Source organism: Cereibacter ovatus, assembly GCF_900207575.1.
In the GTDB taxonomy this organism is placed as follows: domain Bacteria; phylum Pseudomonadota; class Alphaproteobacteria; order Rhodobacterales; family Rhodobacteraceae; genus Cereibacter_A; species Cereibacter_A ovatus.
The window spans coordinates 81,574-96,291 of sequence record NZ_OAOQ01000006.1 but is presented as its reverse complement, the minus strand read 5'-3'; the positions used below and the strand labels follow the sequence as shown (position 1 = coordinate 96,291).

Below are 14,718 nucleotides of genomic sequence, written 5' to 3'. Positions count from 1 at the left end.
CCGCAGGATATTTGAGCCAGAATGAAAAGGGATGGGCGGAGGAATGGTCTTTGGCCACGATTGACGGGCTGCCGCCGCTGCGCGAGGTGATCCGGGCGCATGGGTTGTCGGCGAAGAAACAACTGGGGCAGAACTTTCTGCTGGATCTGAACCTGACAGCGAAGATCGCGCGGTTGGCGGGCGATCTGAAGGGGGCGGACGTGCTGGAGGTGGGGCCGGGTCCGGGCGGGTTGACGCGCGGGCTTCTGGCCGAGGGCGCGCGGCGGGTTCTGGCGGTGGAGAAGGATGCGCGCTGTCTGCCGGCGCTGGCGGAGGTGGCGGCGGCCTGGCCGGGGCGGCTTGAGGTTCTGAACGCCGATGCGCTGGAGGTGGATGTAGCGGCGCGGTTGACGCCGCCGATCCGGATCGTCGCGAATCTGCCCTACAATGTCGGGACCGAGCTGCTGGTGCGCTGGCTGTCTTTGGACTGGCCGCCGTTCTGGGAGAGTCTGACGCTGATGTTCCAGAAGGAGGTGGCCGAGCGGATCGTGGCGAAGCCGGGATCGAAGGCCTATGGTCGGCTGGCGTTGCTGGCGCAGTGGCGGACCGATCCGAAGATCGTGCTGACGCTGCCGCCGGAAGCCTTCACGCCTCCGCCGGCGATCCATTCGGCGGTTGTGCATTTCACCCGGCTGGAGGTGCCGCGGTATCCGGCCGATGCCGCGGTTCTATCGCGGCTGACGGCTGCGGCCTTCAACCAGCGGCGCAAGATGTTGCGGTCGAGCCTGAAGGGGTTGGCGCCGGATATCGAGGCAATGCTGCGCGACTGTGGCATCGAGCCGACCCAGCGGGCCGAGGAGATATCGCTGGAACAATTCTGCGCGCTGGCCCGAAGGTTGGCGGGCTGAGGGACGCTGCGGGGCCGAAGGCGGCCCCGCAGCCGGATCATTCGGCCGCTTCTCGCGGGCCGTCGCCGTCGGGCGTTCCGTTCTCGTCGCGCGGTTTGGGTTTGCGCGGGCCGCGCGGGCGGCGGGGGCGGTCAGCCTTGGGCTGGTCTTCCGCGGCGGGTGCGGCGGCCGGCTCATCGGCCGTGGGCTCGGGGGGCTGGGGGGGGGCGGGCTCGGCAGCGGGCTCGGGGCGGCGGCGCGGGGCCGGCCGATGACGCGGGCGCGTCTCGGGCGTCTCGACAAGTCCGCTGTCGTCATCCGAACGCTCGTCGAGGTCGATCACTTCGTGCGAACTGGTTGGCGGCTCGGACGGGGGAGCGGAGTCGTGCTGGCGCGGCTCACGCTCGGCCCGGGGCTGTTCGGCGCGGTCATCACGCGGGCGATCGTCGCGGCGGTCTTCGCGCGGGCGGTCATCGCGGGGACGGTCATCGCGTGGGCGGTCGTCACGGCGATCCTGACGCTGGTTGCCATGCTGGGGTTGACCGCCGCCGTTCTGGCCCTGCGGGTGTTCAACCCGGCGTTGTTCCTGCTCGGCCGCAAGCTCGCGCTGCGCTTCGCCCAGCATCCGGGTGTAATGCTCGGCATGCTGAAGGAAGTTCTCGGCGGCCACCCGGTCGTTCGACAGCTGGGCGTCACGCGCCAGGAACAGGTATTTCTCGATGATCTGGGCAGGCGTGCCGCGAACCTTGCCTTCGGGGCCGGAGCTGTCGAAGACGCGGTTGACGATGTTGCCGAGGCTGCGCGGGCGGTTCGATTTCGAACGCGAGCGGGACTTGGAGGATCTCATCTTGTCCTTGTATCCAGATGAACTGGCCCTGCCGGTATGCCAGCAACTCGGAACGAGTCGCTCCCGGTTGCGGAGGATTGCACCGGGGCATATCGTGCATTTCATGCTTGGCCGCGCGGAGAACGATCCCGGACTGTCGGACCATCCCCTCGGCGCATGTCCGAGTAATCACGGCGCCGCACGAGTGGCAAGGGAAAAATGGGGCGCATCCCGGCTTTCGGCAAGGGCGCGACCAATTGACCGGCAAAGGACCGCCGGCTAGCCGGCACTGGCGGCCACGACGCGGTCGCGGCCATCGAGATCGGGAAGAATCCGGATCTGCGTCAACCCCGCCTGCGCAAACAGGTCTGCCACTGCCGCGCCCTGGGTCGGGCCGATCTCGACCAGAAGCCGGCCGGATGGTGCGAGATGGGCGGCGGCCCCGGCGGCGATGGCCCGGTAGGGGGCAAGACCGTCGCCGCCCGGGGTCAGGGCCAGGTGCGGCTCCCATTCGCGGACCTCGGGCGAGAGGTCGGCCATTTCGGCCGCGGCGATATAGGGCGGGTTCGAGACGATCAGGTCGAAGCGGCCGCGAACGTCGGAAAACCAGTCTGACTGGCGCAGGGTCAGCCGCTGGTCAAGGCCCAGCGACCGGGCATTGCCGCGGGCCACCTCGATCGCTTGCGGCGAAAGGTCGGTGGCAAGGCCCTTTGCGCCGGGGCGTTCGGCCAGCAGCGTCAGCGCAATGCAGCCGGTGCCGGTGCCCAGATCGAGAAGCGTGGCGAAGGGCTGGGCCAGCGCCGTCTCGATCAGGCATTCGGTTTCGGGGCGGGGGTCAAGCGTGTCGCGGGTGACCCGGAACGGCCGGCCCCAGAACAGCCGCTCGCCGACGATCTGCGAGACCGGCTGCCGGCTTTCGCGTTGGGTCAGCGCGCGGTCGAAGCGCGTCTGCGCTTCCGGCGGAATCGGATCGGCCAGATGCAGCGTCAGCCGTTCGGGCGAGATCTGAAGCGCATGGGCCAGAAGGCGACGGGCGTCGCGGGCGGAATCCTCGATCCCGGCCGCGGCAAGGCGCAGGATCGCGGCGCGCAGGGCGGCCTGCACGATCATGTCTCGATCTCGGCCAGACGGGCGGCCTGATCATGTGCGGTCAGGGCGGCGATCACCTCGGACAGGTCGCCCGCCATGATCTGCGGCAGCGAATAGAGCGTCAGGTTGATGCGGTGATCGGTCATCCGGCCTTGCGGGAAGTTGTAGGTTCGGATGCGTTCCGAGCGGTCGCCGCTGCCCACCTGCGCCCGGCGGTCGGCCGAGCGCGCATCCGCCAACCGCTGGCGTTCCATGTCGTAAAGCCGCGCCCGCAGCACCTGCATCGCGATCTCGCGGTTGCGGTGCTGGGATTTTTGCGACGAGGTGACGACAATCCCGCTGGGAAGGTGGGTGATGCGCACCGCAGAGTCGGTGGTGTTGACATGCTGGCCGCCTGCGCCGGATGAGCGCATGGTATCGATGCGGATATCCGAAGCGGGGATATCGATATCGACTTCCTCGGCCTCGGGCAGGACGGCCACGGTGGCGGCCGAGGTATGGATGCGGCCTTGCGCTTCGGTTTCGGGCACGCGCTGCACGCGGTGAACGCCGGATTCGTATTTCAGCCGGGCAAAGGCGCCCTCGCCTTCAACCCGGGCGGTGACGTCGCGGATGCCGCCAAGATCAGAGGCGGCAAATTCCAGGATCTCGAACCGCCAGCCCTGGGCTTCGGCGTAACGCTGATACATGCGCAAGAGATCGGCCGCGAACAGGGCGGCCTCTTCCCCGCCGGTGCCGGGGCGGATTTCCAGAATGGCGGGGCGGGCGTCAGCCGCATCGCGTGGCAGCAGCGCCACCCGAAGCGCCTGTTCCATCATCGGGATGCGGGCGCGCAGGCTGGGCAGTTCGTCCTCGGCCAGGGCGCGCATTTCCGGGTCATTCAGCAGCGCCTCGGCCTCGGCCAGATCGGCGAGTGCGCGGCGGTAGGCGGCGATTTCGGCCACGACAGGCTTGAGGTCGGCATATTCGCGGCTGAGGGCGGCGATGTCTGCGGGCGCGGCCCCGGCCGAAAGCCGCGCCTCGACGAATTCGAAGCGGGCGACGATCTGAAGAAGGCGGTCCATGGGCACCATGGCCGGGGTTTGGCCCATGGTGCGGATGCGGTCAAGAGGCTGGCGGTTGGCCGTGGTCGGGCGGCCGGTGTGGACGGGGGGCTGTCTGCCCCCCGAGCCGGCAGGGCCGGCCTCCCCCCGAGGATATTTGATCAGAGTGAAGGGGATTGCAGGCGGGCAAGCCAATCCTCGACCCGGGCGCGATTCACGCCGAGGTCGCTGTGGCCGAAGCGGGCGCGGGCGAAGATGGTGACGAAGGTGCCGCCGTCGGGGGCGGGGATCAGGCGGACCGAGGTGAAATCCGGGAACCCCCAGAGCCGGGTTCGGGTCAGCCATGTGCGGTGCAGCCCTTCGCCGGCGAAGGGGGAGGTGCGGGAGGTGGCCGCGGCCACGGTGTCGAGCCGGGCTGCGACCTGATCGGCGGGGAGCGGCAGGTGGAGTGGCGGCAGGTCGCCGCCGTCGGCGACGAGGATGCTGTTTGCGGTGTTGCGGCCGGCGACCGTGGCGGGATCGGCATGCCAGCGGGCGGGATCGTTCGGCGCCAGCCGGACATAGGCCGCGGCAGCGCCCGTCAGAAGGACGAGGGCCAGAAGCAGGGTGGTCATGCGGGACATTCCTTGCGCCTTTTCCATGCAAAGAGACAGATCAGTTCCTGGGCCACATGGGCAGCGGCGATGGCCGTGGCGCCGGTGGTGTCGTAGGCGGGGGCGACCTCGACCACATCGCCGCCGACGAGGGTGATGCCCGCAATGTCGCGCAGGATCGCCGCTGCCTGCCAGGAGGCCAGCCCGCCCCAGACCGGCGTGCCGGTTCCGGGCGCGAAGGCAGGGTCGAGAGCGTCGATGTCGAAGGTGAGATAGGTCGGATGGGGGCCCACGATCGTCCTGATCCGGGCAGCGGTGGCGGCGGGGCCGTTTTCATGCACCTGCCGGGCGTCGATCACGTTCATGCCTAGCCAGTCGGGCGTGTCGGTGCGGATGCCCACCTGCACCGAGCGCGCGGGATCGACCAGCCCTTCCTTCACCGCCTTGTACATGAAGGTTCCATGGTCGATGCGGGTGGGATCGTCATCGGCCCAGAGGTCGGAATGGGCATCGAACTGAATCACCGAAAGCGGGCCCGCATGTTCGGCATGGGCGCGCAGGATCGGCAGCGTGATCGAATGATCGCCCCCCAGGGTCAGCGTGCCCGCGCCGGCGGCAAGGATGGAGCGGATATGGCCCGTCAGCCGGTCGGGGAAATCGGCCACCTTCGCATAGTCGAAGGCGAGATCGCCGGTATCGACGACCGAGATCTCTTCCAGCGGATCAAAGCCCCAGCCGAAGGGGCGGTCGCAGGCTTGCAGCGCCGACGCCTCGCGGATCGCGCGCGGGCCGAAACGGGCGCCGGGGCGGTTCGTCACCGCCTGATCGAAGGCGATGCCGGTCACCGCCAGATCGACGCCGGCCAGATCCTTGGTATAGCGGCGGCGCAGGAAACTGGTGGCGCCGGCAAAGGTGTTCTCGAACGCATAGCCGCGCGGATCGGGGCGCGTGAAGGCGCCATCCACCTCATGTGCCGCATCTGCCAGTGCCATCCCTGCCCCCTGCCCCTTGGCGTTACTTCACGTCAGCCGCGTCTGTCCCTTGTGCCCGCCCTGTCAGAGCGGATGCGCCCGTTCCACCAGCCGCGCGAAGAAGCTGGCTCCGATGGGGGCGGCCTCGTCGTTGAAATCATAGGCCGGATGATGCAGCCCCGCGCCGGGGCCGGTTCCAAGGAACAGATAGGCCCCCGGCCGCGCCTCGAGCATATAGGCGAAATCTTCCGAGCCCATCTCGCGGTTGGCATTGGCCTCGACGCCGGCGGCACCGGCGATCTCGGCCGCCACCTCGATGGCAAAGGCGGCCTTTTCGGGATCGTTCACCGTGGGCGGATAGCCCAGTTCATAGTCGATCAGGGTCTCGACGCCATAGGCTGCGGCATGGCCCTCGACGATCTCGTGGAAGCGGCGGCGGACCATCTCGCGCACGTCGGGGGTGAAGGTGCGGATCGTGGCGCAGAACCAGCCGTCCTCGGGGATGATGTTCGAAGCGGTGCCGGTGTGGATCTGCGTGACCGACAGCACCAGCTCGTCCAGCGGATAGAGGTTGCGGCTGATGATGGTTTGCAGCGCCTGAACCATGCCGACGATGGCCACCACCGGGTCGACCGTCTCGTGCGGGGTGGCGCCGTGGCCGCCGCGGCCGATCACGCGGACGGTCGCGGTATCGACCGCTGCCATCAGCGGCCCCGGGGCGGTGACGAACCGGCCCAGGGGCACGTTCGGCGCATTGTGGATGCCATAGACCTGCGTGATGCCGAAACGCTCCATCACGCCTTCCTGCACCATGACCTCGCCGCCGCCACCGTCTTCTTCGGCGGGCTGGAACATCAGCGCCACCCGGCCCGAGAAGCGCCGCGTTTCCGCCAGATAGCGCGCAGCGCCCAGCAGCATGGTCACATGGCCGTCGTGGCCGCAGGCATGCATCCGCCCCGGTCGGGTCGAGGCATGGTCGGCCCCCGTCGCCTCGGTGATCGGCAGTGCGTCCATGTCGGCGCGCAGGCCGATGGTCGGCCCCTCGGCCTGCCCTTCGATGATCGCGACCAGACCCGAGGTGGCAATGCCCTGATGGATCTGGTCCACGCCGAACTCTTGCAGGCGCCGCGCGATGAAATCCGCGGTCTCATGGCAGTCGAATCGCAGTTCGGGGTGGCGGTGCAGGTGACGGCGCCAGTCCCTCATCTCGGCCGCGTAATCGGCGATGCGGTTCAGGACGGGCATGGTCGTGTGCTCCTGCTGGATCGGGCGGAAGGTCGCAGAGAAGCCGAAATTCCCCCCGCCCGCAAGACCATGGACCACCGCCCGCGCGGCGGCTATGCCGGGGGCATCCAGCAGCGGAGGGATCATGTCCGACAGCGCCTTCACCACCGGCCCCGGCCTTGCGCGCCTTCTGGCGATCATGGCCCGCCTGCGCGACCCCGAACGCGGCTGCCCGTGGGATGTGGAGCAGACCTTCGCCAGCATCGCCCCCTATACGCTGGAAGAGGCCCACGAAGTCGCCGATGCCATCGCCCGCGAGGACTGGGCCGAGTTGCGCAGCGAGTTGGGCGACCTGCTGTTGCAGACGGTCTTTCACGCCCGCATGGCCGAGGAACAGGGGCTGTTCGACTTCGAGGCGGTGGCCACGGGCATCGCCGACAAGATGATCGCGCGCCACCCGCATGTGTTCGGGGGCGAATCGCGCGACAAGACCGCCGAGCAGCAGACCGCCGACTGGGAAGCGATCAAGGCCGCCGAGCGGGCGGGACGGGCGCAGGCGGGCGTGCTGGACGGGGTGGCGCTGGGGCTTCCGGCGCTGACACGGGCGGTCAAACTGCAAAAGCGCGCGGCACGGGTGGGATTTGACTGGCCCTCGACCGATCAGGTGGTCGAAAAGATCATCGAAGAGGCGCAGGAACTGGTCGAGGCCCGCGACACCCTGACCGAGGCCGAAACCTTCGAGGAATTCGGCGATCTGCTGTTTGTCATCGCCAATCTGGCGCGGCATCTGAAGGTGGACCCCGAGGCCGCCCTGCGCGCGGCCAACGCCAAGTTCACCCGCCGCTTTGCCCGGATCGAGGCTCTGCTGGCCGAGGACGGCCGCCGCCCCGACGACAGCGATCTGGCCGAGATGGACGCGCTGTGGAACCGCGCCAAGGCCGAGGAACGCGGGCAATTTCCTGACAACAAGAGTCAGTGATTGACGGGGGCGCCGGACTGGCCTAGGGGTTGGACATATTTCCGACTAAAGAGGTCAACCATGCGCCCCAGCCTTCCGCTTCTCGCCCTCGCCCTCGGCTCGACCGCGCTTCCGGCCCTGGCCGATGAAGTGAACGTCTATTCCCACCGCCAGCCCGAGCTGATCCAGCCGCTGGTGGACGCCTTTACCGCCGAAACCGGGATCGATGTGAACGTGGCCTTCGTCGACAAGGGCATGGCCGAACGGCTGGTGGCCGAGGGCGACCGCTCGCCGGCCGATCTGGTGCTGACGGTGGATATCGCGCGGCTGATGCAGGTGGTCGATGCGGGCGTGACGCAGGCCGTCACCTCGGACGTGCTGGCCGCCAACATTCCGGCCGAATTCCGTGATCCCGCCGGCCAGTGGTTCGGCCTGACCACCCGCGCCCGCATCGTCTATGCCTCGAAAGAGCGCGTGGCGGATGGCGAGGTCACGACCTATGAAGATCTTGCCTCGGACAAGTGGAAGGGGCGGATCTGCACCCGGTCAGGAACCAACGATTACAACGTGGCGCTGGTCGGCGCGGTGATCGCCCACAAGGGCGAGGACGCGGCGAAGGGCTGGCTGGAAGGCGTGAAAGCCAACCTTGCCAAGAAGCCCGACGGCGGCGACCGCGATCAGGTCAAGGCGATCTGGGCCGGCGAATGTGACATCAGCCTGGGCAACACCTATTACATGGGCCAGATGGTCAGTGACCCGGAACAGAAGGCCTGGGCAGATTCGGTCCGCATCGTGTTCCCGACCTTCGAGGGCGGCGGCACGCATATGAACATCTCGGGTGTGGCGATGACCAAGGCCGCCCCCAACCGCGAGGCGGCGCTGAAGCTGATGGAATGGCTGTCCTCGGACGAGGCGCAGCGGATCTATGCCGAAACCAACCACGAATTCCCGGTCAAGCCGGGCGTCGCGCGCTCGGCGCTGGTGCAGGGCTGGGGCGAGTTCACGCCTGACAGCCTGAATCTGGCCGAGATCGCGGCGCAGCGCGCAGCGGCGCTGAAGCTGGTGGAAACCGTCGATTTCGACGGCTGAGCCCCCCGCGGCGGCGGGTGACACGGCGCACGCCGGCCCACACCGCGCCTGCGGGCGGTGGACAAGGTGCGCCGTGTGGGGTTTGCTGACCGGCAGGGCGAACGGGCCTGTCCCGGACCGGGGCAGCCCCCCGCGCGCCCTGTCCCAGCCCCATCTCGCAAGGAGACGCCATGACCACCCAGCCCCGCCGCATCATCATCGACACCGATCCCGGGCAGGACGATGCGGTGGCGATCCTGCTGGCGCTGGCCAGCCCGGACCTTGAGGTGCTGGGGATCACGGCGGTCGCGGGCAACGTGCCGCTGGCACTGACACAAAGAAACGCCCGCATCGTCTGCGAGATCGCCGGCCGCCCGGATATTCCGGTCTTTGCCGGCTGCGACGCGCCACTGGCCCGCCCGCTGGTCACGGCCGAACATGTCCACGGCAAGACCGGGTTGGACGGCCCCGCCCTGCCCGATCCGGTGATGCCGCTTCAGGATCGCCATGCCGTCGATTTCATCATCGACACCCTGCGGGCCGAACCCGCGGGCACCGTGACGCTGTGCCCCTTGGGGCCGCTGACCAACATCGCCGCCGCCTTCCGCCGCGCCCCCGACATCATCCCCCGCCTGCAACAGGTGGTGCTGATGGGCGGCGCCTATTTCGAGGTGGGCAACATCACCCCCGCAGCCGAGTTCAACATCTTTGTCGATCCCGAAGCCGCGGCCATCGTTTTTGCCTCGGGCGTGCCGCTGGTGGTGCTGCCGCTGGACGTGACCCACAAGGCGCTGACCACCCCGGCCCGCGTCGCCCGCTTTCGCGCGATGGGCAACCGCGCCGGGACCATGGTCGCGGAATGGGCCGATTTCTTCGAACGCCACGACCGCGAGAAATACGGCACCGAAGGCGCGCCGCTGCACGACCCCTGCGTGATCGGCTGGCTTTTGAACGCCGACCTGTTCCTTGGCCGCCACATCAACGTCGAGATCGAGACCGAGGGCCGCTTCACCACCGGCATGACCGTGGCCGACTGGTGGCGCGTCAGCGACCGTGCGCCGAATGCGCTGTTCATCCGCGATGTCGATGCCGACGGCTTCTTCGATCTGCTGACCGATCGCATCGCCCGGCTGGCATGATCCCGAGGCGTCCGGCGCGGACCCCGCGCAGGGCATACGGTCAGGATGCGACGGGCGTCTCGGCAGCACTTTCAACCGGCAGGATCACGGTGAACCGGCTGCCCTTGCCCGGCTCGCTTTCGATGCGGAAGCGGCCACGGTGCCGGTTCACGATATGCTTGACGATGGCCAGCCCCAGTCCGGTGCCGCCCTTCTCGCGCGAGCGGTGGGTGTCGACGCGGTAGAACCGCTCGGTCAGGCGCGGCAGGTGGATCGCGTCGATCCCCTCGCCGCGGTCGATCACCTCGATCCGCACCGCCGGACCCAGACGCGCGATGCCGTCGGGATCGTGCAACACCGCCACCGTCACCGGCTTGCCCGCACCGCCGTATTTCACCGCATTCTCGATCAGGTTGTGAAACACCTGCGTCAACTGATCGGCATCGCCCGGCAGCAGCACCGGCCCGGTCTCGCCCTCGCGCAGGATCTCTACGCCCGCCGCCTCGGCCAGCGGCTTCAGTGCCGCGATCGCCTGCCCGATCACAAGGTTCACGTCGATCCGCGCGGTGGGGCGCACACGCTCGTCCGCCTCGACCCGGCTCAGGGACAGCAGATCCTGCACCAGCCGGTTCATCCGTCCCGCCTCGCGCGCCATGATGCCAAGAAAGCGGGCGCGGGCGGCCGGATCGTCCTTGGCCGCGCCCTGCAACGTCTCGATGAAGCCCAGAAGCGCGGTCAGCGGCGTGCGCAGTTCATGGCTGACATTGGCCACGAAATCGCGACGGATCGCGCCCATCTGTTCCTGTTCGGTAATGTCCTCGAAGGCGCAGAGCGCGGCCCGCCCCTCGTCGCGGGAAAGCGGGGTGACGGTGACGCGAAAGATCGCCTCGCGCGAGGGGCCGGTGATCGACAGCCGCGCCCGGCCCTGCCGGTCTTGCCGCAGCGCCGCATCGACCGCATCCAGCAACGCGGGCTGGCGCATCGCCATGACATAGTGCCGGCCCACCGCGCCCGGCCCCAGCAAGCGGATCGCGGGTTGGTTCGCCGCGATCAGACGTTCGTCGCCATCGATCAGCATCAGGGGCAGCGGCACCCCTTCCAGCATCTGCGCGATCGTATACGACCCCATGGCGTCCCCCCAACCGTTGCCCCTTTCCTGCCATGCGCCGCAGCGCAGGGCCAGCCGCGCCTTTTGCGCAACAGCGACATTTCCGCGCAGGCAATCCCTTGGCAGCCCCCCTCATATCGACTAGGTAAGAATCACCATTTGACATCGACCGAACGAGGCTGACCGAGTGAAAAGGCAGGTGCCGGCGCGGGGTGCGCACCCTCATGTCAGGCTTGTTTGGTGCGCGGGGCAGACCGTTCCTGCCGCTTCAGCGCCGTTTGCCGACGACAGCGACAGCCTTCCGGTGCATGGAACGCTGGCATTGCGCCCCGCTCCGCAGTCCGGGCCGAACCTGTTGCTGATCGGCCTTGAGGGCGACGAGCCGCAGCTGGGGCGCTATCTTCCCGGCCGCCGGACCCGAAGCGACCTGTCGGATGTGACAGCAAGCCTGCTGCGCAAGCTGATGCCCGATGCGGTGGCGCTGCCGCTGATGGGGCTGCACTTCGACGCGACCGAGGCTCTGCGCCGCCTTTCCCGGCAAGGGTTTGCCGGCCCGGTTCTGGTTCTTTGCCCGCCCCTGCCAGAGCCGCGGATCGTCGAGCAGGAACTGTCGGAAGCCGGTGGCGAGATCCCGGTCTCGCTGCTGTTTGCGGCCTAGCTTCATCCCACGCCGCCTGACAGACCACGGCCCAACGGGGGCTGCATCAAGATGGCGGAGCAGGTCTTGTCTCACGCACGCCCCCCGCCACACGACGGCCCGGCAGTTTGATCCCGAGACGCCTGACGCCTTGACCGCGACGCCACAGCCGGGCGGCAGTCGCACGCTGAATGTCACGATTTCGACGCCCTGCACGCGGCATCACCACCGGGCGGCAATGGCAGACGGGTCACGGGCTTGGATCTGACGGCCCTGCCCGCGGCTTCGTCAAAGAGCCGTCAGCCCGGCCCGATAGCGCCGCGCATTGGCCTGATAGCCCTCGGCCGAGGCCAGCAACCGGGCGCGTTCTTCCTCGGTCAATTCGCGCACCACCTTGCCGGGCGTGCCCTTGACCAGCGAGAAATCCGGGATCTCCTTGCCTTCCGTCACCAGCGCGCAGGCGCCGATCAGACAGAACCGGCCGATCCTGGCGCCGTTCAGAATGGTGGCCCCCATGCCGATCAGCGTGCCCTCGCCGATGGTGCAGCCATGCAGCATCGCCTTGTGACCGATGGTGCAATTGGGCCCAACCGTCAGCGGATAGCCCCAGTCGGTGTGCAGGACCGAATTTTCCTGAACATTGGTGCCGGCGCCGATCACGATGTCTTCGTTGTCGCCGCGCAGGGTGGCGTTGAACCAGACCGAACTGCCGGCCTCGAGCACCACCTTGCCGATCACATTGGCATCAGGCGCAACCCATGCGTCCGGATCGATCCGCGGCGCCACCCCGTCCAGTGCATAGATCATCGCTTGTCGAACTCTCCGTTCAGGCCGCGCACGAAATCCGGCAGGTCGGGTTGCCGGTCGCGGCGCAGGCGTTCCGCCACAAGGATCATTTTCAACTGTTCCTCGGCAAGGTCCAGATCCTTGTTGATCAGCACATAGTCATATTCGGCCCAATGGCTGATCTCATCCCGGCTTTTCGCCATGCGGCCGGCGATCACCTCGTCGCTGTCCTGCGCCCGTTCGCGCAAGCGGCGGTCCAGTTCCGCGATCGAGGGCGGCAGCACAAAGACCGAGACCACATCGCGTCCAAGACTGGAGTTGCGGATCTGCTGCCCGCCCTGCCAGTCGATGTCAAACAGCGTGTCGCGCCCTTCACGCATCGCCTGTTCGACGGGCGCCTTGGGCGAGCCGTAGAAATTGCCGAACACCTCGGCATGTTCCAGCATCTCGCCGCCGCGGACCGCGGCCAGAAACTCGTCACGGGTGCGAAAGTAATAGTCGCGCCCGTCCACCTCGCCGGGGCGCGGCGCGCGGGTGGTGGCGGAAACCGAAAAGCGCAACGTCGGGTCCCACGCCATCAGCCGCTTGGACAGGGTGGATTTCCCAGCCCCCGAGGGCGAAGAGAGAATAAGAAGAAGTCCGCGCCGCGCCATGGGGTTATTCCACGTTCTGGATCTGCTCTCGCATCTGATCGATCACCGTCTTCAGGTCAAGGCCAAGCCGCGTCAGAGCCATCGACTGCGCCTTGGAACACAGGGTGTTCGCCTCGCGCATGAATTCCTGCACCAGGAAATCCAGCCGCCGCCCCACCGGCGCGCGGTCGTCCAGCAGCGCGCGGGCGGCGCTGACATGGGCGCGCAGGCGATCGATTTCCTCGGTCACGTCCTGCTTCACCGCCAACATCGCCAGTTCCTGCGCGACCCGCGTCTCGTCCAGCCCGTCCGAGGCCCCCAGCAACCGCGCCAGATTTTCGCGAAGCGTGACTGACGCGGTGGCGCGGCGGGCCTCGGCCTCGGTCGCGGCATCGGCCGTCAGCGCCTCGATCCGGTCCAGTTGCGCGCGGATCAGCCGTTCCAGCGCCTCGCCTTCGGACCGGCGCATGGCGGCGAACGAGGTCAGCAGGTCAGGCAGGTCTTCCAGCAGGGCCGCACGCAGGGGGGCGGTGTCTTCCTGCCCCGCGCCCTGTTCCAGCACGCCGCGCAGGCCCAGCACATCGGCCGCCGTGGCAGGCGCCAGTGCGACGCCGGTGCCCCGCGCCGCGGCCTCGACCTCGGCCATGCCGCGCAGCACCGCCTGAAGCGTCGAGACATTCACCCGCAGCCCTTCCGCCCCGCCTTCGGCCGCGACCTTCAGCGACAGGCTGACGCTGCCGCGTTGAATAGCCCGGCCCAGTTCGGCCCGCAATGCGGGTTCCAGGCCCTCGATCCAGTCGGGCACCCGAAGACGCAGGTCCAGCCCCTTGCCGTTCACGGAACGGATCTCCCACGTCCAGAGGTGGCCCACCGCCTGCCCCCGCCGCGTCGCAAATCCCGTCATCGAACTGATCATGCCTGCCTTCTCCGTTCCCGGGGCCGTTTACCAAACTGTCAGATTTTCCACCCGCGGATACGAAAGGAGGGGTAGATTAATCCTTGGGTAACCATTGCGGCCGGAGTCGGATCTCCGGGCCGGCGGGGAATAGCAGAGCGGGCCAGACGCGGCAAGTCGCGCCCCCGCCGAAGGAAACGGGAGTAGGGTCATGGGGCTTGGGATCGGTCATCCCGGCGGCGATCGGCCGGGGGCGAATGCTGCGGTGCTGGCGCAGGTGCGGGGCTACTGGCATACCTTGCGCAGCCAGCGCCGGGGGGCGCTGCCGCATCGGTCGGACATCGATCCGCGCGGCATCGCCAACGCGCTGACCTGCGCCTTTCTGGCCGAGCGGATCGCGCCCGGAATGGCGCGCTTCCGGCTGGCGGGCACGCATCTGGCCGATCTGATGGGGATGGATGTGCGCGGAATGCCGGTCGCCTCACTGTTCGACCTTGATGCCCGGCCGCGGCTGACCGAGGTGCTGCAACAGGTTCTGGCCATGCCGGGGATCGGCGATCTGTGGCTGGAATCGCCGCGAGGTCTGGGGCGCGGGCCGCTGCTGGGGCGGATGGTGTTCCTGCCGGTCGAGGGCGACGGCGAGGCGCCGCTGGTGTTCGGCTGTCTGGTGACGGATGGCGCCATCGGCCGCGCGCCGCGGCGCCTGACGATCACCCGTGCGGTGGTCGAGGCGCTGGACAGCGCACCTGCCAGACAGGTGAGCCGCCCCTATCTGCCCGACCTTGCCGAAAGCCCGGCCGCCTATACGCCCAACCGGCCGCATGAGCTGTTCAGCGCCCCGATGACCCCGCCGCCACGCGCCAAACCCGGGCGGGCACATCTGCGGCTGGTGAAATCGGACTGA

Annotated in this window: 16 protein-coding genes; 6 read left to right on the top strand and 10 right to left on the bottom strand. The window is 68.3% G+C overall.

The features are described 5' to 3' along the window. The first annotated feature begins 50 nt into the window (after positions 1-50). Positions 51-887, top strand: coding sequence for a 16S rRNA (adenine(1518)-N(6)/adenine(1519)-N(6))-dimethyltransferase RsmA (gene rsmA, locus CRO07_RS09005; protein ID WP_097030430.1), 837 nt, complete (start codon positions 51-53; stop codon positions 885-887). A gap of 37 nt (positions 888-924) precedes the next feature. On the opposite strand, the gene CRO07_RS09000 is transcribed toward rsmA, so the two are convergent. The 6 genes from CRO07_RS09000 to CRO07_RS08975 form a co-directional block, all read right to left on the bottom strand. Continuing rightward, entirely contained in the window at positions 925-1,713 is a 789-nt protein-coding gene (locus CRO07_RS09000) for a DUF4167 domain-containing protein (RefSeq protein WP_097030364.1), read from the bottom strand. Between the two features lie 258 nt (positions 1,714-1,971). Continuing rightward, positions 1,972-2,802: a peptide chain release factor N(5)-glutamine methyltransferase gene (prmC, locus tag CRO07_RS08995; protein WP_097030363.1), complete on the bottom strand. Its 831-nt coding sequence runs from the start codon at positions 2,800-2,802 to the stop codon at positions 1,972-1,974. Then, positions 2,799-3,854 carry a peptide chain release factor 1 gene (gene prfA, locus CRO07_RS08990; protein WP_097030429.1) on the bottom strand — a complete coding sequence of 352 codons (1,056 nt, stop codon included), beginning with the start codon at positions 3,852-3,854 and terminating at the stop codon, positions 2,799-2,801. Before prfA ends, prmC begins: the two co-directional genes overlap by 4 nt. Before the next feature lie 131 nt (positions 3,855-3,985). Next, the gene (locus CRO07_RS08985; RefSeq protein ID WP_097030362.1) at positions 3,986-4,438 is read right to left on the bottom strand and encodes a DUF1499 domain-containing protein; all 453 of its coding nucleotides are present in this window, start codon (positions 4,436-4,438) and stop codon (positions 3,986-3,988) included. Beyond that, positions 4,435-5,409: an agmatinase gene (gene speB / locus CRO07_RS08980; protein WP_097030361.1), complete on the bottom strand. Its 975-nt coding sequence runs from the start codon at positions 5,407-5,409 to the stop codon at positions 4,435-4,437. The genes CRO07_RS08985 and speB overlap by 4 nt, the downstream gene beginning before the upstream one ends. Before the next feature lie 63 nt (positions 5,410-5,472). Beyond that, positions 5,473-6,633, bottom strand: a complete 1,161-nt coding sequence (locus CRO07_RS08975) for a M20 aminoacylase family protein (RefSeq protein ID WP_097030428.1) — start codon at positions 6,631-6,633, stop codon at positions 5,473-5,475. Between the two features lie 124 nt (positions 6,634-6,757). Between CRO07_RS08975 and mazG the strand changes: the two genes are divergently transcribed. The 3 genes from mazG to CRO07_RS08960 all read left to right on the top strand — a co-directional run bounded on the left by mazG (position 6,758) and on the right by CRO07_RS08960 (position 9,777). Then, positions 6,758-7,591, top strand: coding sequence for a nucleoside triphosphate pyrophosphohydrolase (gene mazG, locus CRO07_RS08970; protein ID WP_097030360.1), 834 nt, complete (start codon positions 6,758-6,760; stop codon positions 7,589-7,591). Positions 7,592-7,651: 60 nt separating this feature from the next. Then, positions 7,652-8,659: a Fe(3+) ABC transporter substrate-binding protein gene (locus CRO07_RS08965; protein ID WP_097030359.1), complete on the top strand. Its 1,008-nt coding sequence runs from the start codon at positions 7,652-7,654 to the stop codon at positions 8,657-8,659. Positions 8,660-8,829: 170 nt separating this feature from the next. Beyond that, positions 8,830-9,777 (top strand): nucleoside hydrolase, encoded by a 948-nt coding sequence (locus CRO07_RS08960; protein ID WP_097030358.1) that lies wholly within the window; start codon positions 8,830-8,832, stop codon positions 9,775-9,777. Positions 9,778-9,817: 40 nt separating this feature from the next. On the opposite strand, the gene CRO07_RS08955 is transcribed toward CRO07_RS08960, so the two are convergent. Continuing rightward, positions 9,818-10,885: an ATP-binding protein gene (locus tag CRO07_RS08955; protein WP_097030357.1), complete on the bottom strand. Its 1,068-nt coding sequence runs from the start codon at positions 10,883-10,885 to the stop codon at positions 9,818-9,820. 301 nt (positions 10,886-11,186) lie between these two features. Here CRO07_RS08955 and CRO07_RS19055 point away from each other — a divergent pair, with 301 nt between their 5' ends. Further along, positions 11,187-11,522 carry a hypothetical protein gene (locus CRO07_RS19055; RefSeq protein ID WP_235840960.1) on the top strand — a complete coding sequence of 112 codons (336 nt, stop codon included), beginning with the start codon at positions 11,187-11,189 and terminating at the stop codon, positions 11,520-11,522. 267 nt (positions 11,523-11,789) lie between these two features. Here CRO07_RS19055 and CRO07_RS08945 read toward each other — a convergent pair whose 3' ends face one another. From CRO07_RS08945 to CRO07_RS08935, 3 genes are read right to left on the bottom strand one after another with little or no spacing between them, the layout of a single operon-like run. Further along, positions 11,790-12,308 (bottom strand): gamma carbonic anhydrase family protein, encoded by a 519-nt coding sequence (locus CRO07_RS08945; protein ID WP_097030356.1) that lies wholly within the window; start codon positions 12,306-12,308, stop codon positions 11,790-11,792. Beyond that, the gene (gene gmk, locus CRO07_RS08940; RefSeq protein WP_097030355.1) at positions 12,305-12,940 is read right to left on the bottom strand and encodes a guanylate kinase; all 636 of its coding nucleotides are present in this window, start codon (positions 12,938-12,940) and stop codon (positions 12,305-12,307) included. Before gmk ends, CRO07_RS08945 begins: the two co-directional genes overlap by 4 nt. 4 nt (positions 12,941-12,944) lie before the next feature. After that, on the bottom strand, positions 12,945-13,835 hold the full coding sequence (locus CRO07_RS08935; RefSeq protein WP_097030354.1) for a YicC/YloC family endoribonuclease: 891 nt from the start codon (positions 13,833-13,835) through the stop codon (positions 12,945-12,947). 190 nt (positions 13,836-14,025) lie between these two features. Between CRO07_RS08935 and CRO07_RS08930 the strand changes: the two genes are divergently transcribed. Beyond that, entirely contained in the window at positions 14,026-14,718 is a 693-nt protein-coding gene (locus CRO07_RS08930) for a PAS domain-containing protein (protein ID WP_097030353.1), read from the top strand.